The 23,382-nt window shown below is 67.1% G+C and carries 22 protein-coding genes; 8 read left to right on the forward strand and 14 right to left on the reverse strand.

What is annotated here, in order from left to right; translation table 11 throughout:
• On the reverse strand, positions 1–248 hold a 248-nt coding region (locus tag IH26_RS62175), incomplete at its 3' end, for a hypothetical protein (RefSeq protein WP_211268731.1).
• Here IH26_RS62175 and IH26_RS0121675 point away from each other — a divergent pair.
• Entirely contained in the window at positions 208–915 is a 708-nt protein-coding gene (locus IH26_RS0121675) for an IS6 family transposase (protein WP_030438055.1), read from the forward strand. The two genes, IH26_RS62175 and IH26_RS0121675, sit on opposite strands and share 41 nt — an antisense overlap.
• A gap of 87 nt (positions 916–1,002) precedes the next feature.
• On the opposite strand, the gene IH26_RS63005 is transcribed toward IH26_RS0121675, so the two are convergent.
• Both IH26_RS63005 and IH26_RS0121685 read right to left on the reverse strand, forming a co-directional pair.
• The gene (locus tag IH26_RS63005) at positions 1,003–1,935 is read right to left on the reverse strand and encodes a transposase (RefSeq protein ID WP_245665363.1); all 933 of its coding nucleotides are present in this window, start codon (positions 1,933–1,935) and stop codon (positions 1,003–1,005) included.
• 357 nt (positions 1,936–2,292) lie between these two features.
• Positions 2,293–4,893 carry a right-handed parallel beta-helix repeat-containing protein gene (locus IH26_RS0121685; protein ID WP_030438056.1) on the reverse strand — a complete coding sequence of 867 codons (2,601 nt, stop codon included), beginning with the start codon at positions 4,891–4,893 and terminating at the stop codon, positions 2,293–2,295.
• An 831-nt stretch (positions 4,894–5,724) separates the two neighbouring features.
• Between IH26_RS0121685 and IH26_RS0121695 the strand changes: the two genes are divergently transcribed.
• Positions 5,725–5,919, forward strand: coding sequence for a hypothetical protein (locus tag IH26_RS0121695; protein WP_030438057.1), 195 nt, complete (start codon positions 5,725–5,727; stop codon positions 5,917–5,919).
• A gap of 190 nt (positions 5,920–6,109) precedes the next feature.
• On the opposite strand, the gene IH26_RS0121700 is transcribed toward IH26_RS0121695, so the two are convergent.
• From IH26_RS0121700 to IH26_RS0121740, 9 genes are all read right to left on the reverse strand, one after another.
• Positions 6,110–6,904 carry an ABC transporter permease gene (locus IH26_RS0121700; protein WP_030438058.1) on the reverse strand — a complete coding sequence of 265 codons (795 nt, stop codon included), beginning with the start codon at positions 6,902–6,904 and terminating at the stop codon, positions 6,110–6,112.
• Complete coding sequence (locus IH26_RS0121705; RefSeq protein WP_034215817.1) at positions 6,901–7,779, reverse strand: ABC transporter ATP-binding protein; 879 nt, start codon at positions 7,777–7,779, stop codon at positions 6,901–6,903. Before IH26_RS0121705 ends, IH26_RS0121700 begins: the two co-directional genes overlap by 4 nt.
• A gap of 93 nt (positions 7,780–7,872) precedes the next feature.
• Complete coding sequence (locus tag IH26_RS0121710) at positions 7,873–8,289, reverse strand: hypothetical protein (RefSeq protein ID WP_157437309.1); 417 nt, start codon at positions 8,287–8,289, stop codon at positions 7,873–7,875.
• Positions 8,290–8,374: 85 nt separating this feature from the next.
• Positions 8,375–8,737 carry a PadR family transcriptional regulator gene (locus IH26_RS0121715; protein ID WP_030438061.1) on the reverse strand — a complete coding sequence of 121 codons (363 nt, stop codon included), beginning with the start codon at positions 8,735–8,737 and terminating at the stop codon, positions 8,375–8,377.
• A gap of 282 nt (positions 8,738–9,019) precedes the next feature.
• On the reverse strand, positions 9,020–9,463 hold the full coding sequence (locus IH26_RS0121720) for a hypothetical protein (protein WP_157437310.1): 444 nt from the start codon (positions 9,461–9,463) through the stop codon (positions 9,020–9,022).
• Positions 9,453–9,899, reverse strand: coding sequence for a hypothetical protein (locus tag IH26_RS0121725; RefSeq protein ID WP_030438063.1), 447 nt, complete (start codon positions 9,897–9,899; stop codon positions 9,453–9,455). The genes IH26_RS0121720 and IH26_RS0121725 overlap by 11 nt, the downstream gene beginning before the upstream one ends.
• A gap of 79 nt (positions 9,900–9,978) precedes the next feature.
• Positions 9,979–11,205 (reverse strand): NucA/NucB deoxyribonuclease domain-containing protein, encoded by a 1,227-nt coding sequence (locus IH26_RS0121730; RefSeq protein ID WP_169789793.1) that lies wholly within the window; start codon positions 11,203–11,205, stop codon positions 9,979–9,981.
• A gap of 11 nt (positions 11,206–11,216) precedes the next feature.
• Positions 11,217–12,965: an RICIN domain-containing protein gene (locus IH26_RS0121735; protein WP_157437311.1), complete on the reverse strand. Its 1,749-nt coding sequence runs from the start codon at positions 12,963–12,965 to the stop codon at positions 11,217–11,219.
• 1,156 nt (positions 12,966–14,121) lie between these two features.
• The gene (locus tag IH26_RS0121740; RefSeq protein ID WP_051808377.1) at positions 14,122–14,931 is read right to left on the reverse strand and encodes an IS110 family transposase; all 810 of its coding nucleotides are present in this window, start codon (positions 14,929–14,931) and stop codon (positions 14,122–14,124) included.
• Positions 14,932–15,006: 75 nt separating this feature from the next.
• On the opposite strand from IH26_RS0121740, the gene IH26_RS0121745 reads away from it, so the two are divergent.
• Positions 15,007–15,465 (forward strand): hypothetical protein, encoded by a 459-nt coding sequence (locus IH26_RS0121745; protein WP_157437312.1) that lies wholly within the window; start codon positions 15,007–15,009, stop codon positions 15,463–15,465.
• Here IH26_RS0121745 and IH26_RS0121750 read toward each other — a convergent pair.
• Both IH26_RS0121750 and IH26_RS0121755 read right to left on the reverse strand, forming a co-directional pair.
• A complete protein-coding gene (locus IH26_RS0121750) occupies positions 15,444–17,369 on the reverse strand; it encodes a prealbumin-like fold domain-containing protein (protein ID WP_030438068.1) in 1,926 nt (641 codons plus the stop codon). The two genes, IH26_RS0121745 and IH26_RS0121750, sit on opposite strands and share 22 nt — an antisense overlap.
• Positions 17,370–17,443: 74 nt before the next feature.
• Positions 17,444–18,901 (reverse strand): Ig-like domain-containing protein, encoded by a 1,458-nt coding sequence (locus IH26_RS0121755; RefSeq protein ID WP_169789794.1) that lies wholly within the window; start codon positions 18,899–18,901, stop codon positions 17,444–17,446.
• 93 nt (positions 18,902–18,994) lie between these two features.
• On the opposite strand from IH26_RS0121755, the gene IH26_RS0121760 reads away from it, so the two are divergent.
• The 5 genes from IH26_RS0121760 (at position 18,995) to IH26_RS56005 (ending at position 23,347) form a co-directional block, all read left to right on the forward strand.
• A complete protein-coding gene (locus IH26_RS0121760) occupies positions 18,995–19,507 on the forward strand; it encodes a SigE family RNA polymerase sigma factor (protein WP_245665365.1) in 513 nt (170 codons plus the stop codon).
• 31 nt (positions 19,508–19,538) lie between these two features.
• Complete coding sequence (locus tag IH26_RS0121765) at positions 19,539–20,306, forward strand: hypothetical protein (RefSeq protein ID WP_030438071.1); 768 nt, start codon at positions 19,539–19,541, stop codon at positions 20,304–20,306.
• Positions 20,307–20,401: 95 nt separating this feature from the next.
• On the forward strand, positions 20,402–20,782 hold the full coding sequence (locus IH26_RS0121770) for a hypothetical protein (RefSeq protein ID WP_030438072.1): 381 nt from the start codon (positions 20,402–20,404) through the stop codon (positions 20,780–20,782).
• A 163-nt stretch (positions 20,783–20,945) separates the two neighbouring features.
• On the forward strand, positions 20,946–21,911 hold the full coding sequence (locus IH26_RS0121775; protein ID WP_157437313.1) for an L-histidine N(alpha)-methyltransferase: 966 nt from the start codon (positions 20,946–20,948) through the stop codon (positions 21,909–21,911).
• On the forward strand, positions 21,908–23,347 hold the full coding sequence (locus tag IH26_RS56005; protein ID WP_051808378.1) for a class I SAM-dependent methyltransferase: 1,440 nt from the start codon (positions 21,908–21,910) through the stop codon (positions 23,345–23,347). The genes IH26_RS0121775 and IH26_RS56005 overlap by 4 nt, the downstream gene beginning before the upstream one ends.
• Positions 23,348–23,382 lie beyond the last annotated feature (35 nt).

Here is a 23,382-nt window from a genome sequence, read left to right on the forward strand (position 1 = left end):
ACGACCACCAGATCCTCGCGACGGCGATCACCCAGCACCTCGCCACGCTGCCACTCACCTGGTGAGGGCAACTCGTCGGCACGGAGAGCTATACCAGTGCAGGCATGACGGCTCTGCAGAAGGCTCTCGGGTTCCGCAAGGGTCAATGCGGCTCCGTTGCGTTGGGGGTCCGCAAGATCGAGGCAAGCTTGACCAGTGAAGTTGTCGATCCGTTCTCGCTCCTGGTCGCCACCGAAGTCGGCGTTCACTGGGTTTCGGTTTCCGCCCGAGGTGATCGTGGTCGCGGTGCGCTGGTACCTGCGTTTCAATCTTTCCTATCGAGACGTGCAGGAACTCCTGGCCGAACGCGGGGTCGAGGTCGACCATGTCAACGTGTTCCGTTGGGTGCAGCGGTTCGCGCCGCTGTTGGCCGACGCAGCCCGGTTCACCCGTTACGCCCCTGGCGAGAGGTGGCATGTCGATGAGACGTACGTCAAGGTCAACGGTGTTTGGCGGTGCGTCTACCGCGCGATCGACCAATTTGGGCAGGTCATCGACGTGCTGGTACCGCCACGTCGAGATGTCGAGGCTACCCGTCGGTTCTTCCGGCGGGCACTGACCACGCTGAAGGTTAGGCCGAATGAGGTGGTCACTGACGCGGCGGTGATCTATCCGGCCGCGCTCGCCGAGCTGATCCCGTCGGCGTGGCACCACGTCGAGCAGTACGCGAACAACCCGATAGAAGCTGATCACAGCCAGCTCAAGCAGCGACTACGACCGATGCGTGGGCTGCGAACTGATCGGACAGCGCAGGTGATCATCGCCGGGCACGCCTTCATGCAGAACCTTCGCCGCGGCCACTACGAGCTCGGTATTGATGCCACGCCCGCCGGACGGGTGGCCACCGCATTCACCGAGCTCGCCCGAGCAATCTGACCTCGGTAGAGCGCGGTTTCAACGGTGTGGGTTGTACCGTGCCAAAACTCAGTGTATGGGCTGTGAACTGGCATTTTGGTGATCGGGTCAGGCCGCTCGGTGATACTCGTTGATCACGCCGCCGAGGCGTTGTCGGCATCGGATCGGGGCATCCATCGCGATCACGACGGCCGGGTCGTGGTTCGGTGGTAGCTGCTGCCGGCCTTGATGCGGGCGGTGACTGTTGAAGTGGTTCACGTACTCGCCGACCACCGCGACGGCGTGACGGCTGTTGTAGATCAGCAAGCGGTCAGTGCACTCGCCCGTAGGCTGCGGCCCCACCGTTCGATGTAACAGTTCGCCCGGGGTGTCCTTGGTGGGGTCTTGACCACGGTGATGCCTTCGGCGGTGAAGACCTCGTCGAACGCGGCACTGTATTTGCCGTCCCGGTCGCGGATCAGGAACCGGGAACTGGCTGGCCCGGTCGTCGAGGTCCATGATCAGGTTGCGGGCCTGCTGCACGACCCAGGTGTGATCCGGGTTCGCGGTGATCCCGAGCAGGGGCACCCGGCGGGTGGCCACCTCCATCACGACCAGCACGTACAACCGCCGGAGCCCGATCGTGTCGACGTGCAAGAAGTCGATCGCCAGAAGGCCGCGCGCTTGCGCGCGCAGAAACGTCCGCCAGCTGGTGTCCACATCACGCGGTGCCGGTCCGGGTCGCCAGGTGGCCAGGATGCGCCGGATCGTGCCGGCGCCGACCCGGTGGCCCAGCCGTAGTAGCTCGCCCTGGACGCGTCGGTGTCCCCATCGCGGGTTCTCCCGGGCGAGGCGGCGGACCAGGTCGCGGACCTCGGCGTTGACCGGCGGCCGACCGGTTTTACTCGGGTAGGTCCAACGGCGGCGCAGCAGCCGCTGGTGCCAGCCGAGCAGCGTGGCCGGGGTGACCAGCCGATGGGCCCGGACCGGGGTGGGTAGCAGCCGGGCCAGGCCGGACAGGACGGCCCGGTCCGGCCAGGACAACCGGGGCCGGCTGGGCACGGTACAACCTGCGTCTGAGTTGAGGAGGCTTCCCCCAACACCCGTTCGTCAAGACCACGAACGAGGGAAACTCGACTCAACCCACCGGCCGCACTCGGCCGACGCATGTCATCTCATTTGCCGCAATCTGATCGCTACGGAGCGTGACGGCGGCTTGGCAAATGCGTGGTCGCGCCGCCGATCAGGCGCGGACATGTCAGCAATTAGGCCCACCAAGTGGCGGATGGGACGGTGTGTTTTCGGCACCTGCAAGGTCAGCATCCACAAAGTGGGATTCGGACCCATTAGCTCGTTTGCCCTGCCGTGTAGCGGGCGAGACTGCGTCAACGTTCCCGCGATGCGTCCGCGAGGACGTTGTTATTGCGTATCGAAGTAGAAGCCTTCCTGGTCGACCACGATCTGGATGGTGCCGTTGCTGCCGTTGTAGATGACCAGGCCACCGGTGCCGTTGGCGGCCGTGACGAGGTTCGCGACGGTGTGGCCGGGGGTGAAGTTCAGGGTGGAGGTGGTGGGTCGCGGTTGGCCGTTCGGGTAGGCGGTCAGATAGCCGTTTGTGGTGGGTTGGGTGACGGTGACGTTGGCGACCAGTGCCGTGGGCAACGGGCAGTTGTCACACGCTATGTTCGGGTAGGCGGCAACGGTCGCGTGTGGGGGAACGGCAGGCGCTTCGCCGGCTCCGGGGTGGCGGGTGTCCAGGATTCGTTGCGGTACGGAGGGGACGTACCGCTGTGTCTCGCTGGTACCGAAGTGGCCGGAGAGGTCGGCGATGACGTGTACCGGGCGGTCAGAGCCGTTGAAGAAGTCGAGTATTCCGTTGTGGACCGAAGCGAGGACGAGGTTTGCGACGGTCTGGCCGCTGGAGAAGTTGAGGTTCGAGGCGGTGGGTGCGGACTGACCGTCGGGGTACACCGTCAGGAAACCGGCCGCGGCCGGTGCGGTGGCGGTGACGTTGAGCACGACGGCCGTTGTGTCTGTGGGGACCACGCCGGAGAGGTCCAGACGCACGATCCCGTGTGCGGGGACGGGGCTGGTTGTGGGGGTGCCAATGGCCTTGCGGGTGTCCAGCACGCGCACCGGGGGTTTGGACGCGAACCCGGAGCCGGTGCCGCTGTAGTAGCCAGCCAGGTCGGCCACGATGTGCACGGTGCCGCCGCTGCCGTTGTGGAACCGGATGTTGCCGTTGACGAGTGCGATGGTCACCAGGTTGGGTACGGTCTGTCCGGCGGAGAAGTTGAGGTTCGAGGCGGTCGGCAGCTCCTGACCATCGGGGTACACCGTCAAGAAACCACTCGCCGTGGGTTGGGTGACCGTCACGGTGGCCACGACGGCGGTGATGTCCGCCGCGGCTTCCGTGTTGATGGGTCCGATCGGCAGCACCACGTCGGCTCCGGGCGCGACCGGAGTGGTGGTGGGCACGCCGAGGGCGGCCCGGGTGTCCAGAATCCGGGTCGGGCTGACTGGCGTGTACACGGCACCCAACAGCACGCAGTTCGAAATGTAGCTGTCGTACCCTCTACGGAAGCCGTTGGAGCTGAAGTAGACGTGCACGCAACTGGTGCCGGCCTTCGCGAACGTGTGGGTCAGGCTCTGCGCGGTGGTGGTCACCGGGTACGCCTGTCCATCGAACTGGTAGGCGAGTTCGCCGACCGGCCCGGTGGTCGGCCAGTCGGCTTTTGGATGGGAACTGGCGACCACGTCGAGTGTGCTTCCACCGGGCACCTCGTTGAGCGTCACACCGCCGGGGGAGATGGTGCCGAGCTCCTCCAACGCGCCACGGTCCGCATAGCCGAACTCCGTGCCTGTATTGGCGACCGCGGGGTCGTCCGCGCGCGAGTTGCCTAGCAGATCGGTGGCAAGCTCGCCGGGTGCGCCGGCGTTCGCCGAGTCGAGGGCCGGAGAGCTGGTCCTGAAGGCAAACCAACCGTCATCACCGCCGACTTCCGGCCCGACCTGCGGGTCCGCGGCGATGTCATGATGACCCTGACCAGTCGCCGCGGTGAAGGCCGCGAGGTCCGAATAGCCGGTGCTGGCCCACGCGTACAGCGGGCCGCCGCCGATCGGGTCGATCAGGTTGTAGTCAGCCACGGTCTGCGGCAGCGAGTCGGCGGCCACGGAGATCCCCACCGCGTCGCTCGGCGTGGCGCACGGCCTAGGTCCGCCGGCCGAGCGGTACGCCGTCTCGACGACGTTGTTGTACATCAACGTTCCAGCCGCGGCGCCACGCACCGCGATTCCAGTCTTACAGTTACTGATCACGGTGTTGCTGGTGATGACCGTGTCCGGCGCGTCGCTCACCTCGACGGCCGGCCCGGCGGCCTGCGGGCTCCACAACTGGTTGGTGCTCACCAGCGTCCCGGTCACTCCGGCGTCCACCCGCACCGCGGTGTTCGCGTGCACCACCACCCGGCTGACCGTGACGTTGCTCGAGGTACCCGTGATCGCCACACCAGGCCCGCGCGCCTCGCGGATTGCGCCGCCGTCTACCGTCACATCCGACGAGTTGTCGATCTCGACACCCGCGGCCCCACGCGGACTGGCGGCCATGATGACGAAGCCGCGCAGCACGACGTCATGTTGGCTCGATACAACAAACGGGCTGTCGGCAATCAGGGCGGTGACGCCACCCACGCGTACCATGCCCTGTACGGAGGTGACGGCAACGAAGGTGATCGGCGCGGAACTCGTGCCGGAGCGGGTGATGTGTACCGACTCGTTATAAATACCCGGCTCCACCACCACGGTCTGCCCCGGCTGCACGACACTCGCCGCCGCCGAGATGGTGCAGAAGGGCCGGTCCGCCGAACCGTCTGCCGTAGCCGTACAGCGCGAAGCGGCCACCCGCAACTCGGCAGGCATTGTCGCCGCCGAAACCGGCCGCATGGCGCCCGGGACGGTGAGCGGCGCCAATCCGGTCAGCGCCACAACCACCAGCCGCGCCCATCGCGCTCTGCGTTCCATAGCCGTTCATCTCCCCGTCGATACCGCCACACGACGGTAGCGGAGGTGATCACGGGCCGCTACCCCCAATGTGGTGCCTGGTAAATAAGGGTTTCGGGCAAGCGGTGGCGTGGTGGAGATCGACGATCCTGCTCGTGCGCGGCGCCTCGAGCGGACATCAGGAAGGGCTGCTCGTACGGTAGCTCACTGACCCTGCGGGTGCCGGAAATCCTGTCCGGGCAGATCAGGCAGGATGGTCGTATTCGTGGAGGAGGCCGCCGAGGCGATCGTGTCGGCGGACGCGCAAACGGTCGAGTGTCGCGGGATCGGTGATCGGGTCGGGTAGCGGCTGCAGCGGCCGGGCGTTCGCGATGCCCCGGTGCGGACGATGATCGTTGTGGTGGCGCTCGTACTCGCGCAAAGCGTGCAGCAGGTGCGTCTGGTTCCAGATCAGCGTTCGATCGAGCAGTTCCTGGCGGCAGGATTGGATCCATGACTGAGTTCATGCGAGGCATCCGGACGCCGCTGAGCACCACCGTGATCCCCGCGTCGGCGAGGACCCGGTCGAAAACGGCCGGGTATTTCCGCCGCGGTCGCGGATCAGATACTTGACCCGACGGCCGGCGTCGTCGAGGTCCATGACGGATGCCACGGATGCATCCCCATATGCTGCGTCATATTCCTTCGTTACTACTATGCTGGACGCAGGGGATGAACACGTTCAAGCTCCGAGGCTTATTTTCTGAACATGTTCAGGTTGGTTGCAGGCATCGACTGCGATCGGACGCGTAGTGCCAGGTCGGAGCCGCGTTCGAGTTTTCGGCATCCACAGTGCTACGCAACGTGTTCTGGATGTCCGCCTACACCGCGCTACGCACCTGCCCCATCTCCCGCGCCTACTACGACAAGAAAAGCGCCGAAGGCAAACACCACTACCAAGCCCTCGTCGCCCTCGCCCGCCGCCGCGTCGACGTCCTCTGGGTCCTCACCCGCGACCACAAGACGTACACACCGACCCCGACCACCACCGCGCCGACCGACGGCTAACCGACAACCACCGGAAAAGATCAGCCCAGTGGCGCCAGCACCGCTGAGCCGCACAAACCTGCCCGAAGATCGCCAGCTGGGCAGAAGGAAACTCGGCTGCTGTCGGGCGTGCCGCCACCTTGTTGACGACGACGGCCGCCCTGTTTGGGCCGGCGGCGATCTGTCGGTCGGGACGCTGGAGGTGAGCCGGTCAGACGTCGCGTCGTTGCAACAGGCGGGCCGCGAGCAGCATGGTGAAGGCGACGTACAAGCCGAACAATACGAAGCCGGTCCAGGGTGTCAACATGTCGGTCTGTGGGCCGGCTTGCAGCAGCGCGGCCCCGGCGTTGCTCGGCAGGTACCTGGCGATGTCAGTGCCCAGCAGGTCCGGCGGCAGCAGGGATACGAGGGTCGGCAGGACCAACAGGACGCCCGCGACCACCGCTATCGCGGCGGCCGTCGCACGGACGATCGTGGCGACGGCGACAGCGAACAGGGCAACCAGCGTGAGGTAGAGCCCGATTCCGATCACGACGCGTAACGCACCTGGCGTGGACAGCGATGCCGACACGTGGGCGGGTGAGCGGTGCATGATCTCCTCGCCGGCGAAGAAGGCGACGAATGAGGCGGTGGTCATCGTGGCGAGCACGGTGGTTCCGAAGACGGCCGCCTTGGCCCAGAGCATTGGCAGACGGCGAGGCACCGCGGCCAGGCTGGCGCGGATCGTTCCGGAGGAGTACTCGCCGCTGACGATGAGGACGCCGAGGACGCCGATGACCAGTTGGGCAATGATGCCGCCGCGCACCGGGACCGTCACCAGGCCGGCGCCGGCTTGGGAACGGCCATCACTGATCCGGTTGGCGAACGACCAACTCAGCAGCATCCCCAGGCCGACCATCGACACGGCCGCGATCGCGAGCGTCCACCGGGTGGAGCGCAGGGATCGGAGCTTGATCCATTCGGCGGTGAGTACTCGGAGCTGGGTCACGCCGTTCGCCGTGGTCACGACGTCAACCCCATGAATGCCTCCTCCAGGGATGGGTGGTGCACGGACAGCTCGAGAAGCGTGATGGAGTGATGGGTGGCCGCCTGCCCGATCTGGTCGCTGGTCAGTCCACCGACGTCCAGCCGATCATCGGCGAGCTTGACGATTGTCACGCCGGGGCCGGCCAGCAGTTCGCTGAACCGGGCTGCCTGCGGCGTGCGGACCTGCACTCTGGCGGGCGAGGCGCGTTGCAGGAACTCGGCCACCGACGTGTCGGCGATCAACGTGCCGCGGCTGACTACGATGAGCCGCTCGGCGGTCTGGGCCATCTCGCCCAACAGGTGTGATGACACGAATACGGTCCGGCCGGTCGCCGCCATGCCCTTCATCAGGTTGCGGATCCACACGATTCCCTCCGGATCAAGCCCGTTGACCGGCTCGTCGAGCAGCAGCGTCCGGGGGTCCCCCAGCAGCATCGCGGCGATGCCCAGTCGCTGGCCCATGCCGAGGGACAAGCCTCCGGCCCGCCGGTGGGCGACCTCACCCAGGCCGACCTGGTCCAGCACCTCCGCGACCCGGCGGCGGGGGATGCCGTGGGTGGCGGCCAAGGCGTGCAGGTGGTCGAATGCCGAGCGACCGGCGTGGAACGCCGTTGCCTCGAGCAACGCACCGACTTCCCGCAGGGGTGCGCAGTGCTGCGCGTACGGGCGGCCGTTCACCGTCACCGAGCCCGCGGAGGGTCGGTCCAGGCCCAGGATCATCCGCATGGTGGTGGACTTGCCGGCGCCGTTCGGGCCGAGGAAGCCCGTGACTATTCCCGGCCTCACGGTGAAGGTGAGCCCGTCGACGGCGGTCCTACCGCCGTACCGTCGGGTAAGGCCGTGTGCTTCGATCATCGGATCCCCCCGGACGCGAGAAGAATGTGCCAGGAATGTGGCAGGAAATGAAATCTAGGTCGGCCTGACCGACACGGCCCGGAGGCGACCCGATCACCATCCGAGGACGAAGACCGTCCCCATCGGTATGGCCGCGCTGGCTACCTGCAGCACGAGAATGGTCGCCGCGGCTCTTGGTGCGCGGGGCAGCCATTTCGCCGCGAACACGGCAACCGCCAGGACCTGCAGGAGTACCCACAATTGAAAGATATGGGCTGGGGTTCCCTCGTCGCCGGTGGTCACGATGCCGTACATCGCGACATGGCCGAGCACAAACGTCAGGACGGCCAGCGGCAGCACGATCGGCAACCACGCACTCGGCTTCCTGATCATCAAACTCATTCGCATGGTGGCCAGATTTTCTCTGAGAATTCCTATCCCGGTCTCCAGGAACATCCATGAGACGACCGGAAGAGGGCTTCGTTCAGCGGCGACGCGCTCCCCGCAGAGATCACCGAAGAGCTGTTCCATTCCCTCCCCGAAACGCTCACGAAACGGGCGAGGATACAGGCGCAGCAACGCCCCGTACAGCGCCCGGTACCGCCTCATCGCGCGCTTATGCGCCATGTGCCGACGCCCCGGGCAGCAGTCGTGTCTGTTGGGCAATCGCCACGACCTCGCGGTACCGGTCCAGCTCCGCGGCGAGCGCGGCGCGACCGGTCCCAGTGATCTGGTAATAGACCCGCCGCTGGTCGTCCAGGTCGGGATCGGCCCTCTTGTCGCTCTCCCGGATCAGACCGGCGTCGATCATGCGACGCAGCGATCCGTACAGCGTGCCCGGACCCATCTTGACCTTGCGGTGCGAGTCCGCCTCGACCTCCTTCATGATCCCGTAGCCGTGCCGGTCCCCGCCCGCGAGCGCGAGCAGGATGTGAAGCACCGCCGGCGTGAGTGGCCCTTGCGAAGCATCGCCTGACATGCCAGGACACTATATCCGTCACGGATACAGTGTCAACGGGTGCGCGAGGGCGCGCCGCCGCAGGAGGCGTTCTGCGCTCAGAACGGTGCGTGCTTCGCCGGTGGTGGCGACCGCCTTATCACCGCCCGCGCCGCGCATGCTCGCCGAACAATCCTGCAACTCCAGGCCGGCCGGCTGGCTATGACGGTTTCATTTGGCCCCACCAGGACGGTTTGAGCTGGCTCCACACAATTACATAGCACTATAAAATACGTTAGTCAGACGTCCTCTGAGTTGTGCTGGTCATGGGCGCGCCGGTTGGATGTCGTCGACCCGCCAGTGGGAGTTCTCCGGGACCATGACGATGGCCTTCACGCCGTCGTCGGTGTCGACCACGAACTCGATGCGGTCGGGCCGGCTGACCCGGGATCCGATGTCGCCGCGGAGGCTGCCGGCGACCGGCCGCGTAAAGGCGTCGGTGTGGATCCGGTTCTGTAGATCGGACGTCGCCAGCTCAGCGAGTTGTGACCGCCACTCCGTCGTCTCGATATCCTTGCGCACCCAGATGGTCGCGAAGCGAAGGGCGTTGTCGTACGCCTCCCGGTAGTTCGCCACCGGACCCGTATGCGGCGACACCGTCGAGTTGGAGAACTGCAGCTGACCCGGCTCGTTCCGGGCCGCCGACGGCCCGGCACAGGCGCCGGAGAGCCCGATCGCCACGACAGCGAGCGCCACCCTAGTCCTCATCGGACTCCAGCTCCGCGAGCGTCGCGTCCGATACGGGGCCGGTGCGCCACATCTGTACCAGATATTCCTCGTGGCCGTCGCCGGCCTCGCGTCCACGCCACGCGACGCGGGCAGCGTAGGTGCCGGCTCCCGCGGCGAGCGCGTCCTCGAGGTCGATCGCCAGGGCCGAAGGCTGGTCGATGTAGATCGTTCCGCTCGGGCATTCCACCCGCAGGTCGACGTCGCCGTCCCACGCGTCATCGCCGCCGACCGGGGCGTCGCCGAGGTGTTCGAAATGCACGGTGACGGCGGATTCCGACGCCGGGCAGACGATGATCTGGCGCCCGTCGGACGCCGCGATATCGCTTCGGGCCAGCGCCAGTAGGGCGTTCGTCTCGGCGACGCCCGGCTCGCTGATCCAGTCACACACGGCGAAGTACCGGTACGGCAGGATCACTCGAAATGATTTGGGCACGGCGCCCTCTCAGCTCGGGACCTGGGGGTAGGCCCGGCAAAGCCGGACCTACCTGACATTACTACGGGATAATGTCGACGTAAAACGCCTCGTTGTCGAGTATTCGGTTCTGCCAGTAGAAGTCCCTCAGCCGGTTTCCGCCGCCGTCGTTGTTGTCCGCGGCCGGAATAGGGCGGACCGAATAGCGTTTGAACCCGCCGTTGGCTTCGGTTCCGTACTTCGCGCCCTCGTAGGTCGAGGCGAACGGGAACTCGTCACATTCAAGCCCGCCGGTCGCGTAGTCCGGACCCCAGACGTCCTTGCAGGTGGCGATCGACACGGCCCGGTTTTCCTCGATCTTGCCGCTGTCGGTCAACCGGTGCAGGGGTTCGTCCGCGCTCCCGCCCGGAACGGATTTGCCGACCCAGCTCGGGAAGGTGCGCTGCGGCCGATGCAGCGCGTCGTAGATGTGCAGCGCCGACTTGGGATGGGTGTCGCTGCTGAGCCACAGCCGGTAGATGAGCGGCGCCGACGTGAAGACGGAGCCGTAGTTGCGCCCCACCACCGTCTGGCCCGCCGAGTCGAACCGGACCCTCGACTCGAAGACAGACGTCGGCAAGCCGGGAACGATCTCGTCGCCCGGGGCGGGAATCACCTGCACAGTCATCGTGAGGCCCATCGGGACCAGCAGTTCGGCGCCGGCGCCGGTCGCCGGGTCCGACGTGTAGGTCAGGCCACGACTCGGCTTCAGCAGCCAGTTCGCGAATTCGTCGGTCAGGCCGGTCTGATCGGTGCAGGTGACGGTCGGCGATCCTGGGCAGCCCTGAATCGAGAACTGCAGCGTGGTGAGCGGCCAGTTGATCACATAGCCGGGTTCGGTCTTGAACTCGATGTTCTCGGCGCTGACCAAGTAGTCGACCTGACGGACCCCGTTGTTGGCGTAACCGAGCACCCAGAGGTCGTAGTCGGCGTGGCCGGCCTCCTTGCCCGTCTCAAGGTCGATGGCCGTGGTGGTCAGGCTGCCAGTCTTGCAGGCCAGCATCCGATCCCGGAGCCATCCTTCCAGCGTGGCCGACGCCTGCGGCTTGCGCAGCTCACACTCGGCGCGCAGGTCGACCGGGTCGTCCTGCAGTTGGGCCGCAGCCTTGGCCTGACCTCCGACCGCGCCGGTCATCGGCCGCATGGTGGTGACGAACGTCAACTGGTCACCGTCGGCCGCGGAGGCGGCGACCGGGCCTGGTGCCACCGCTGTGAGTATCACGGCGATCGTGGACAGGGCTATTGCCTTGAGCTTCCAGCGATTTCGCATTCCCCGCACCCCTACTTCGAAGCCGTGGTCGGACGGTTGGTGCAGGCGGTTCCGAGGCATGCATCCACCAGGACGCCGGTCGCGGCGTCATAAGCGAGCACGAAGCCGCGGTACGAGCCGGCTGCGGCGCGGCCGTGCTGGAAACCAGACACCATGGCCGTGCCCGAGACGACCAGCAGCGGCTCACCGGGCGCGAGAAGCGACGAGCGCAGGGCGCCGGCCGGTACGGTCTTGACGATCAGCGCGATTTTCGACCCAGGCGGCTTGCCGTTCTGGGTGCGCAGCTCCTTTCTGGCCGCGACCCGGGCCTGCGCCGCGGTCATCGCGGACTGCCGTGTCCGACTGAGTTTCGCCGGGGCTCTTGCGCCGAGGTTGCATTGCAGCCGGGCGGCGACGCAGGCGCCGAGACCCGGCACGATGCGGAGGCAGTCGGTCGGCGTGTTCTGCATGCAGGCGTGCAACTGCTGCTGGTTGACTCCGTTGATCGTTGCCGACGGGATCGACGGGGCGAGCGGGCCGACGGGCGTCGCCGCGGCGGGCTGGGTGAAGCCGATGCTATCCATGTCCGATCCGCTGTTCGGGTTCGCCACGGTTTTGATCGACACGCCGACGCAGTTGGGTGCGGCCGAGGGCAGCGTGGTCGAGGGACCGTCGCACTGCCGGTCGTTGACCACCGTTGCCGCGGCGGGCAGCCGTTGCCACACCCCGTTCGGGTCGAGCGCCTGCACCCGGTGCTCGATCCCGCTCGGCAGGACCGCGGTGCCGTCGTCGCGCTTGGTGACGCCGGTCTCGAGGTAGGAGATACCGGAGCCCTCCGAGTGCGTGGTGGTGCCGACGGTGTCGTAGTCGTACAGGATGTCCACCTTGCCGCCTGGCGAGCTGAGTGCCATGTACGTGTGGTTGCGTCCGTCACCGACGGAGCCTCCGGCTGCGGCGCTCAGGCTGTGGTACTCGGCGAATCCCGGTGCGCTCTCCAGCCAGTACGCCTCGTCCGTGATCGTCGGCGAAGTGGTGCCGTTCCCGGTGGTGTAGGCATTTCCCCAGCCGACCTCGAACCAGTCCGGCACCCGGTCGAAGAACTGGCTGTCGACCGTCTTGCCACCCAGGTATTGCCCGATCTCGGCGTTCTTCCCGCTGGTGAACGAGGCGAGTGACTGCTTCCAATTCCCGAACAACCCGGTCCGCGGCGGGTTGTAGCTCTGGCATGTGGCGGTCACGTCCACCGTGGGGCAGATGCCCACCCCAGGACGGACCCGCCACCGCTCGCCTGACTCGTCACTGGAGTAGCACGAGTCCTGGTTGATACGGCTCGGGTCGGTGCTGGGATGACTGTCGGCGTTCAGGCACTCGCCGGCCCTGCCACTGGCGAACGCCCGCAGCCGGTATCCCGTCGCGGTCGTGGGCGCCGTGTTGGTGTAGAGCCATGAGCCGGAGAGATTGCACGGCTGCAGATACACACCGAAATGCGCGTTGGGCGTCATGCACAAGCCGGACGCCGCGTTGCGCACCAAGAAGATGTAGCCGAGCGTCGTTTTCGTGACGCTTTCGAAGGTCCACCGTTGCAGGCTCGCGTTGGCGTTGGTGTCCGGCACATACGCCGCCATCGTGAGGTAGGACCCGGTCGTCTTCGCGGTAGCGGCCAGAACCACGGAGCGATCGGTCAAGCCGATGACCAGCGGAGCCGAAACCGCCGCGCCGGCCGGCACCTCGCTCAGATAGTTCGTCAGGACCGTTGTCGGCAGGATGAGCAGCATAGCCATGAGCGCAGGTCGTAACCGGCCTCGGAGAACAGATTTGCACCGCAATCGCAAGGCAACGCCTCCAACGAGAAACGTCGGGGGCGAAAGGTCCGGCAACCGGAATACTCCGGCCACGCACACGCACGCAGCGCTGTCGACGGCCGCAGAAATCACCCGCCCCCCGCTGGGGTGTCGCCGCGACCGACGACAGAAATTCGATGTTGGTCTATGCTTCCATGGATCGGCGTGAGTTGTCCACCCTGTTAACAGTGGCCGCTGGTCCTGCTCTGCGCTCGGTAGGGAGGGAGGGAAACCTCAGATTGGCTGGGAACAGCGAGGCTCAGTACTACCGACGAAGCGACCAACGCCGTACCCGATTCCAGCACCGGCCAGCACCAGCGACGCGATCACCGCCCAGCCGAAAACGTTCAGGCGCACGCAGCGAAACGGTCGAGCATAGGTCCGCAGCGAGCGCCACCGACTCGTCGGCCGCTCTATCCGGCGTATCGACGTCGCACGGCACCTCCGCTGACGCAAGCATTGGCTACCCGGCGCACCATCCTGACATGCCGCGAGTCGAGCGCTACTTAGCGTGATGGGTGACCAAGTTGCTCAGGCCGTGCAGATCGCTCGTACCTCAGACGACGACAACCTTCGGCATCGAATGGAGATCCAGTTCGTGCGCGAGGGATGACCACGACCGGTCGACACCATCCGGTTGCGCCGCAGTCCGGATCAGCGGGCCGCGCGCTTACCTGCACGCGGGAATCTGTCCAGAGGTATTTTCGTGTCTGTTTGAAGTGGTTTGAGCAGGGTGGTGGTGTCTCGCCGGGGTGGGCTTGGCGAGTTTCGGGTGTGGGGCGGTGTGCCGGTGTCGCGGCTCCTCGGGGGTTTGGGTTGGTCGCTCGCGTTGCCGTACGGGGTGGTGGCGGGGTGGCAGCCAGACTTACCTACGGCCGTCGGACGCGACGTCGTGTCCGCGACATGATGATTGATCGGGTGGCCCCCTGCCGGGGTGCGGCCGCTCAGTCTCATTAGGCCGTCCGCGGTCATCGACGGTGATGTCGGTGGTGGCGCGGTCTGACAAGTGCGTGCCGGGAGCTGGCCGCGGTTGGTGCCCGTCATCGGTTGATGGTGGACTGGCCGGTTCCTCGCCGGATCCGGTGCCGTACTTGGTTCAGCGGGCGATGGTCGTGGGTGCGGCCGGTTGGGCGACGATGGTGAACGCGTCGTCGCCGAGCCCGGTCAGGATGTGCGCGGTCTGCCGGACGATCCGGCGGGCCTGTGACAGGCAGGCCCGGTTGGCGTCGTAACGATCCTTGACTTGGGTGTAGTAGCTGTAGCCGGGTGCGCACGGGCGGGCGGAGGTCTTGGCGGCCTCGAACAGCAGCCAGCGCAGCACCTCCGGGCCCTGCCAGGAGAGCCGGCCCGGGCTGCGTTTGCCGTCCGAGGAGTGCACGGTGATGTCCAGCCCGACGAACCGGACCGCCTTGCGCGATGAGGAGAACCGGTCGGCGCCGCCGAGCCAGGCGCACAACGCGAGCGAGCTGAGCGGGCCGACGCCGTAGATCTCGTGCATCAGGACCCGGGCGCCTTTGACGCCACGGGCGGTCGACAGCAGCCGGCGGCGCAGCCGGTCGAGGTGGTCGGCGAGCACGTCCATGATGGCCAGGGCGGTGTTGACCTGCAGCCGGCCGGAGACCGACAGTTGCTCGTCGACGATCGTTCGGAGCCGGGCCCGGTCGCCGCGGATGATTCCGGCCTGCCCGGGTGCGGTGGTGCCGTGATGGAAGCAGACCGCTTGGATGCGTTGCGCCCAGGCGGTGTGCTGGGTCCGCAAATCTTGGTGGAGCTCGAGCAGAGCCCGCCATTCGAGGACCTGTTCCGGCGGGATGTAGCACTCGGGCAGCCGGCCCGCTGCGAGCAGCTCGCGCAGCAGTTTCGCGTCGGCCTTATCGGTCTTGGCCCGCCGCTTCGGACCGCGCAACGAGGAAGTCGCTCAGGAGGTACTCGCCGCCCGGCGGTGGCTCACGCTTCCGTCGCCGGCGGTGCGTCGGCCGCGGTGGCCGCGCTGATCCTGCATGGGGCGGAAGCGGTGAACAACCTGACGCTCCGCGGCTGGGCCGAAGCGCACCATCTGTCGCCGGCCGCGAGATTGCTGGCCGCCGGCGTCGTGGTCGCCAGCGTCGTCGGGCGAGTCTCGCTCAGCAGCATGCCTAGTGTTCCGCCGGTGCGGCTCGGCACCATCGCGTTGCTGGCCACGTTCCTTTCCGGTGCCATCCCCGAGGTCAGCTACCTGTTCATTGCCCTCGCCGCGGCCATGCTTCTCGCGGCGCTGACCTCGCAAACAACCGCCGCCCGCTGGTGGGCGCTGTTACCCGGGACAATGCTGCTCGCGTCGCCCTTCCGCCCGCACCGCCCCGCGGATCAGACCTGGCTCGTGCTCAGTCAACTGTTTCTCCTCGCCGGCGCGCTGGCAGCCGTGAGGCCCCGCCCCGGTTACTTGGTGAAGGTGAAGTAGCGGTAGGTGCCGTACGTCGTGTAGTTGAGGGTGTCGCCTGAGGTGGTGGGGAGGTAGGCGGCGCGCACGCGGTACTTGGCGCCGACGGAGTGGGTTCCGGTCAGGGTGTACGTGGACTTGCCCGCGCTGGTGAGCGCCAGCGTGTATGCCTTCCACGCGTGCCAGGCGCCACCGGAGTAGTACTCGAACGAGAGGCGCTGCTTGCGGCCCGAGCCGGGGGTCATCGTCGTGGTGAAGACCGGGTTCGTGGCCTTGCGGAAGTAGTAGTAGCCGGAGGCGGTCCGGTACTGCTTGGTGATCGCGGTGTTGACGTTGACCTTCGTGTAGAGCACCGACTGTTCCACGTGCGGCTGATACCAGTTGTCGCCGGCGAAGGTTGCTGTCACGACGGCGTTGCGGGTGAGCGGCACGGTGATGCTCAGGTTGCCGTTGGCGTCGACCGCGGCCTTGCGCACCAGGTGGTTCGGCTGGTCGTTGCCGGCCGGGTCGAGCCACAGCTCGACGATTCGGCTGTTTCGGGTGGCGCCGAGGTGGGCGGTCACGGTGGTCTTCGTGCCGTACGCGTTCACCGAGCCGTTGCGGGTCAGCGTCAGGTCGGGCCAGTCGCCCTGCACGTCCTCCGGGATCCATCCGGACGAGGGCAGGTGGTCGGCGTCGCCGGCGTAGGTGGCGGTCCAGGTGTTGATGTCGCGGTCGGTCGGCGTGTCGGTGAAGGAGAACTGGCCGTTGGCGTCGGTGGTCACGGTGGCGATCGGCCGCTTCTGCTGTTCGGCGTCGTCGCGGGTGATCGTCAGCGTGGAGCCGGCGGGCACCCCGCCGGACACGACGCCGGTGAAGACGGACTGCTCGTTACGCCAGGCGGCGTGCGGGCCGGTGAACGTGATGCGGGTGGTCACCGGTTCGTACAGCGCCTGGTAGTGGTGGTTGCCCGAGCCGGTGACCAGGAACAGCCGCTTGCCGTCGGGATCCCAGACGACCCCGTTGGGCGTGATCTCGTCGGCGAGGTGGTAGGCGTGCTCGCCGTCGACCTCGCGGGTGACGACGTCGGTCTCGCCCAGAGGCGTACGGCTGGCGATGGCGATCCGGCCGTCGGCGGCGACGTCCATCGCGGTACCGATGGTGGTGGCGTACTGGCCGAGGACGCTCAGGTCGGTGCTGGAGAGCCGGAAAACGCCGCTGGAGCCGCCGGCGATCACCTCGCTGCCGTCGGGGGACAGTTCGATGCTGTTCAGGTAGCCGACGCCGTCGATGGACGACTTCTGCGCGACCAGTCGGTCGGTCCCCGTCGAGACGTCGTAGACGGCGATGCCGTTGCCGAAGGCGACCCGGCCGTCTTCGCCCAACGCGATCAGGTTGGGCGCGCCGGGGACGGCGGCGATCAACGGGGTGTAGTTGGTGAACGGCGGAATCCCGGTGTAGCTGTGCAGCGTGACCGCTTTGCTGTCCAGGTCGACGGAGCCGAAGTTGCCGGGGTAGGTGAACCAGAGCTTCCCGCCCGCCACCACCACGTCGGTGGCGGGCACCCCGGCGGTGTCGTAGCGCGCGTACGCCCGCTGGGTCTCGGTGGAGAACGCGACGATCGCCCGCATGCCGGGCACCGCCGCGTAGAGCGTCGTCGAGTCGGCCGACAGCGCCAGCCCGGACACGCCCGTCAGGCCGGCGGTCGCCCGGCCCGGGTACCCACTGGCGTACGGCGTGAACGACACCGTGCCGTTCTTCGGGTCGGCGGCGATCAACTGGTGGTGGACGCTGTCCACCGCGAGGTCGCCGAGCGAGAGCAGACCGACGTAGAACGGATGACTGGGGTTGGTGACGGGGGCCGGCACCGTGTCCGCCCGGGCAACGGCCGCGCCGGCGGAAACGAGAATGCCGGCGGCCGCGACGGCGGCGAGAACGAGACGCACGCCGAGACGCTACGGCAGAGATCCGCGAACGTTGATCGGCCAAACGGTTGAAACGGAACCGTCACGTCGCGACGTCAACGGTGGTAGGTCAGCTTCGCAGTGTCCTGGGTGTTGCCGGCCCGGTCGTAGGCGCGTACCTGGACGGTGAAGGTCCTGCCGTATTTCGCCGGGTTCAGCGAGAAGCTGTAGGCCGCCGTGGTGTCGGTGGCCACCGCCTTGCCGTTGACCAGCAACTGCAGGCGAGCGATGCCGTTGCGGTCGCCGGCCGTCGCCAGGATGGTGGTGGTCTTGGTCAGCTTCGCGTTGTTCGCGGGGGCCTTGGTGATCCGCAAGGTGGGCCGGGTGTTGTCGACGATGACCTGGCGGGTGTACGTCGTGTAGTTGCCCAGGCGGTCGACCTCCAGCCAGGTGAACCGGCGGAGCCCGTCGGGGCCGCTCTTCAGCGTCGCGGTGGTGAAGCTGCCCGGCTCGGCGTTCACCCAGTCGGCGTCCTGCAAGTTGGAATAGGCGACGCCGTGCGGATCGGTGACCTTGATCGTGGTGGGGAACGTGGTGCCGCGGATCAGCGCGTCTGAGGCGGGGCTGAGCGAGCCGAGCGCTGGCGGCCTGTTGTCGATGTTCGCCACGTACGAACGGGTGGCGAAGTTGCCCACTGCGTCCCAGACCTTGAGCTGGACCGTCGCGGTCGGTGCGGTCATCCCGGTGGTACGCCAGTAGAAGTACTGCCCGGTCGACTTGAGCACGCCGTCGACCCACCACTCGTACCGCAGCGGTGAGGCGTCCTTGATGGCGGCGATCAGCGTCGCCGCGTCGCCGACCCAGCCGGTGCCGTCGTCGAGGATGCTGTCCAGGTACGGCGCCTCGTTGACCACGCTCTGGATGACCGGCGGGTCGTCGTCGACGATGTAGTCGGTGGCCAGCGTCGTCTTGTTGCCGGCCTCGTCGTACAGGTCGAACGATGGTGATTTCGCCCGGTTGACCGCCTGCCACGGGAAGCTCCACGGCGCCGCGGTGAGCTCGGCCCCGTCCGAGGAGACGACCCGGACGACGTCGCTCGACACGTTGGTCAGGGTGATGGTGATCGGCCCGCTGTGCATCGGGGTGCCGCGCGCCGGTGAGACCGTGCCGGTCGGGTTGGCGTTGTTGGCGCGTACTCGCGTGGTGGCCTGGGATTTGTTGCCGGACGGGTCGGCGGCCCGCACGGTGATGTCGATCGGCTCGCCGTCGGCGACGATGGTGCTCGTGAGGACCGCCCGGCAGTGCCACAGCCCGTCGGCCGGGAGCTGGCACGCGCCCTGGATGTTCCCGCGGATCAGCACGACGACCGAGGAGACCCGCACGTCGTCGGTGACGGTGGGAGTGAAGAGGAAGACGGCCGGCGCGAACTGCCCGTCGGTCATCCCGGTGCTGACGATCGTCGGCGGTGTCGTGTCCGGGACGTCGTCGGCCCAGGCCGGCGCACTGCCGGCAAGAACAAGAGACCCAGCGAGTACGGCGGCCGTGAGCCTCCGGCGCAACGATGCCCGTCGCATCGACATCCCCCATGATCGACGTTGCGCTGAGGGTAGCGGAAAAGAGTTCGGATTTTGGTAAACCTTCGGCCCGGGGTGCCGCGTGTAAGTCCCGTGATCCCACCAAGCGAACCGACGGAATCGAGCGACGCCGGGTATGCGGCCTTCGTCGCGGCCGGTTGGAGCCGTTATCTCTGGACGGCGAGCCTGCTGACCGGTGATCGGCAGCACGGCGAGGAGCTTCTGCAGGAGTGCCTCGTCAAGCTCTATACGCGGTGGCGGCGCGTTGCCCGCAACGGTGATCCGCATGCGTATCTGCGCCGCATGCTGGTCAACGGCAACGTCAGCCGATGGCGACGCTGGCGGCGGGAGCAGCCCGTCGCCGAGACGCCCGACCGGCAGGACAGCCGATCGATGCCGGTGGAGCCGCACGACGCTCTGCAGCGAGCCGTGTTGCGACTGCCCCGGCAGCAGCGCGCCGTGATCGTCCTGCGCTATTTCGAGGACCTGACCGAGAAGGACGCGGCCGCCGTCCTCGGCTGCTCGGTCGGCGCACTCAAATCCACCCACTCGCGAGCCCTGGCGAAGTTGCGCGCCGAGTCAGTGCTTCTCGAGACGTACGGCTGATCTCGTCTTTTTTATGAAGGGAAAATCCCTGATGAGCGACCTTTCGACGGCCCTGCACGAATGGGCCGACCGGACGTCGGCCGGCGCGCCTCCCGTCGCCGACCTGATCGCGGCGGGCCAGAAGCGCCGCAACCGCCGCCGGACCCTCGTCGCCGGCGCCGCCACCCTGGCCTTCGCGGCCGTGGCGGTCGGCGTCACGCTCGGCGGGGGCGGCGCGACCAAGCCGTCCACACCGACCGCGGCCGGCACCGAGCAGTCGCCCGCCTTCGAACTGGCGGCGGCGGCGACCTCGACCGAGGGCACCAGCTACAGGTTCGGCATCAAGAGCACGCTGACCCTCCCGGCGTGGCAGATCGACCACGTCACGAGCATCTGCTCGGGCGCGGTCGACCCGGTCGCCCAGACCGGCTACGTCAAGACCAACTCGGTGTTCTCGGTTCGCGTCGTGGACGGCCACCGATACGTTGCCAAGGACACCCACTGGTTCGACCGCGGCCAGGGCGGCGTGACCGGCGTCCTGCTCTGCGGGGACAGCAAGGCGCCCGCGGGCGTCGCCGCCGACCCGACCACGGAGCTGAAGTACCTGCAGAAGGCCGGCACGGTCACCAAGACCGCGAACGGTTACGCCTTCGCCGGCCCGGAGATCCAGGGCACCGCCAAGGTTTCCGGCGGCAAGATCTCCGAGCTGTCCTACACGGTCACTCACCAGAAGACCAAGGACTACCCGGCCTACGTCCGGCAGGTCATCATGCAGCTGTCCGGCTACGGCGAGAAGGTCTCGGTCAGCAAACCCATGTGACGTCCAGCGTGACCTTGCCCGCGTCCGTGCAGAACGGGCGCGGGTGAGTTACCCCCATTGCCTCGGCTCGATGCGCGGCGGAAGAATGACGCACCGTGCGCAACTGGCTACCAGGCTCGTCGTCGTTGAACTTCCTGGCCGGCCTCTTCGCGGGGGCCGGCATCAACATGATCACCTCTGTCGCCACCAGCCCGGACAGCGACGCGCCGGCCCTGACGATCGGACTCGACTCGGCCACCTGGGTCCTCGCGGCCGGCTTCCTGACCTGGGCCGCCCAGGTGTTGCAGAGCAGTGAGCGGGATGCCGACCTGCAGATCGCGCCCGATTTCTCGCCCCGCGAACGGCAACAGGTCCGCGACCTTTATCGGCAGGAATCGCTTCGAGCGGTTCGGATACCGCTCGGGCTCACCCTCATTTCGTTGGTGGCGGCGATCGCGCTGCTACCCGGACTCATCCGGTGGGGCGCACTCTTCTGATCATGAAAGAGCCGGGCCGACGAAAAGTGTCGAATGTACACGTAGCGCGACCGCTTTATACCTCCCGGTGTGCGCGCGGCGACTATGCTTGACTTTTCTCCGGATGACTCGAAGATGAGCTAGCTATGGAGCCAGGCAACGCCCTCCGGTGGAGGGCCCGAACGTGAGCGACACTCTCGAGGTCAAGGTCCCCTCGCACTTCGAGCGCCCGGGCCACCGCGACGCGGTCGCGGCGGGGATCGTGCGCGGTGCGTTGCCGCTGAAGTTCGCCTACGCAGGTAGCGCCGCCCACACCCACGATCGGCTCGCGCACCAGGAGGGGTATCGGTCGGTCACCGGTGCCGTCTCATTCGTTCGCGAGGCGATGCGCCGAGCCGGCCTGGACGAGGTCCCCGCGCTGGCCGAAATCGGCCCCGGAAATGGCGTCAGTTCTCTTGCCCTGCTGGCCCGGTTGCACGATGCGGAAAAGCCGCCGACCACGTTTCTCGGGCTCGACTTCAGCGAGTCCCTGCTCGCGATGGCGCGAAAAAGATTCGAGTCTCGGCGGCCCGATGTCAGTTTCGCTCAGGCCGGCTGGGACGTCGAGGCGGAACCGACCGCCGCGATCGGCGAGTGGCGGACCGGCGAGGCTCCGATCACCGCACTTTTTCTCGGCAACACGATCGGCAATTTCGAGCGCCCCGGCGCGGCGCTGCGCAACATCCAGCGGAGCCTGCGGATCGGGGACACGCTGGTCGTCGGCGCCACCTTACGCACCGGCAACGCCGATCCGGAGGGGATGCTTACGCCGTACCGGAATCAGGTGTTCCGCGCCGCGGCCCTGGAACCGCTGATCGCGATCGGGATCGATTCCGCTGATCTCGACTTCGAGCTCAGCTACGAGAAGGACGAAGTGGTGGGGCATGCCATCCTCACCCGGCCGCTCTTCCTGGACGATCACGAGTTGCCGCCCGGGCACCGGGTCCGCTGCTTCGTCTCCCGGCGTTACCTGCCGAGTGAGATCAATGATCTGGTGAGTTGCGCCGGGCTGCGGCCCTTCGTGTCGAGCGTCGACGAGTCGTCCGACCACCTCGTGGTCATCGCGTTCAAGGACGAGGACGACCAGGCCGCCGCTCCGGCGCTGTCGTGACCCAGGGCCAGGACCGCACGGCGGAGTTGCTGCTCCAGGCACGGTTGGCACTGATCAGCCATCAGGTCGCCGTCTCGGGCACCGACCCCCAGGTCGTCCGGTTGCCGGAGAATGCGCTGCCCGAGCTCATCCGGGCCTTTGCCGGCACCGCCGACACGGTCTACCAGCTCGTGCCGGTCTCCGGGCGTCCCAAGAATCTCGATCTGTTCTCGCTGCTCGTGTGGCGCCGGCACGCCATGAAGGGCCACGACGTCCGGCGGCTCTATCTGGTGCCGTTCGGCAACCCCGACGCCGAGCGCATCCTGCTCCAGGTCGAGGACGACAATGCCAGCCGCATCATCGCGCACCGCCTCTATGCCGGGGCGAGCTCGCGGGATCGGCAGGCGCGGGATCCCGCCGGCGGGAGTGTCGACGCGGCAGTTCCGATGACCAACATGTGGATCGTGGACAACCGGGTCGTGGTCTACGAGGAGTACGGCGACAACGGCCCGCCCAGCTGGGTGGTCAGCGCCCGCAAGGAGGAGGTGCGCACCGCCCGGGCACGGTGGGACCAGCTGTGGGAGAAGCGCAGCGAGCTCGAGCACGAGGCGCCGCGCGTGCCGGAGCCCCTGCTCGAGTCGGCCGACATGGTGCACTCGATCGCGCAGTACGCGTGCACCGGCGATCACGTCGACGCGGACGGCTGCGCCTGGTACCACGGCTCCTGGCAGTACCTGCGGCTGTTCAATCTGGTCAGCAGCCCGAATTGGCACGCCCGGTTCTACGAGGAGCACCTCCGCCTCGAGTTGCACGCCCACGCACGACCCCGGGTGCTGATCACCGGAGCCGCCGACTACGGGATGCTCGCCTATGTGCTGGCCGCCGCGGACCGGCCGGAAAACCTGGACGTCCACGTGGCCGACCTGTGCCATACCCCGTTACTGGCCAATCGCTGGCTGGGCCGTCGGCACGGTGTCGACGTGGCGATCCACGCGGTCGATTTCCTCGATCGGGGCGAAGAATTCGCTGCCGATCTCGGCCCGGTCGACCTGGTGGTGTCCGACGCCTTCCTGACCCGATTCGAGCGGGTTGAGGCCGAGCGCGTGGTCGAGAACTGGCGCCGTGTGCTGCGGCCGGGCGGCTGCGTGGTCACCACCGTGCGACTGCATGACCTCGAAAGATCGGTCGAGGATCAGTCTCGCGCCGAGACCGAATATTTGCTACGTCTGTATGAGCGGGCCAAGAGTTCGCACTGGCTACTTGAGATCGACTTCGACGATCTGCACGATGCGGCGCGTGAGTACGTGCGCAGGATGCGGAGTAGGCCGATCGGAGGGCAGAGCGAGATCGAGTCGATTTTCGTCCAACACGGATTCCGTATTACGAAAGCCGAGGTCGGGCACGTTGACGGCGAGCTTCAACCCGCCACGTATTTGCGGATCGTCGCTCACGCCTGACATGTGCCGTCCTCCGTCGCGATGCCGGGGGTTGC

Source organism: Actinoplanes subtropicus, from assembly GCF_000721705.1.
Lineage (GTDB): Bacteria > Actinomycetota > Actinomycetes > Mycobacteriales > Micromonosporaceae > Actinoplanes > Actinoplanes subtropicus.

Coding starts and splice junctions, on each gene's coding strand:
- IH26_RS0121685 (WP_030438056.1), bottom strand. CDS start 4,893: ATGGAACGCAGAGCGCGATGGGCGCGGCTGGTGGTTGTGGCGCTGACC.
- IH26_RS0121695 (WP_030438057.1), top strand. CDS start 5,725: ATGTCCGCCTACACCGCGCTACGCACCTGCCCCATCTCCCGCGCCTAC.
- IH26_RS0121705 (WP_034215817.1), bottom strand. CDS start 7,779: ATGATCGAAGCACACGGCCTTACCCGACGGTACGGCGGTAGGACCGCC.
- IH26_RS0121710 (WP_157437309.1), bottom strand. CDS start 8,289: ATGGAACAGCTCTTCGGTGATCTCTGCGGGGAGCGCGTCGCCGCTGAA.
- IH26_RS0121715 (WP_030438061.1), bottom strand. CDS start 8,737: ATGTCAGGCGATGCTTCGCAAGGGCCACTCACGCCGGCGGTGCTTCAC.
- IH26_RS0121720 (WP_157437310.1), bottom strand. CDS start 9,463: ATGAGGACTAGGGTGGCGCTCGCTGTCGTGGCGATCGGGCTCTCCGGC.
- IH26_RS0121730 (WP_169789793.1), bottom strand. CDS start 11,205: ATGCGAAATCGCTGGAAGCTCAAGGCAATAGCCCTGTCCACGATCGCC.
- IH26_RS0121735 (WP_157437311.1), bottom strand. CDS start 12,965: ATGGCTATGCTGCTCATCCTGCCGACAACGGTCCTGACGAACTATCTG.
- IH26_RS0121755 (WP_169789794.1), bottom strand. CDS start 18,901: ATGCGACGGGCATCGTTGCGCCGGAGGCTCACGGCCGCCGTACTCGCT.
- IH26_RS0121765 (WP_030438071.1), top strand. CDS start 19,539: ATGAGCGACCTTTCGACGGCCCTGCACGAATGGGCCGACCGGACGTCG.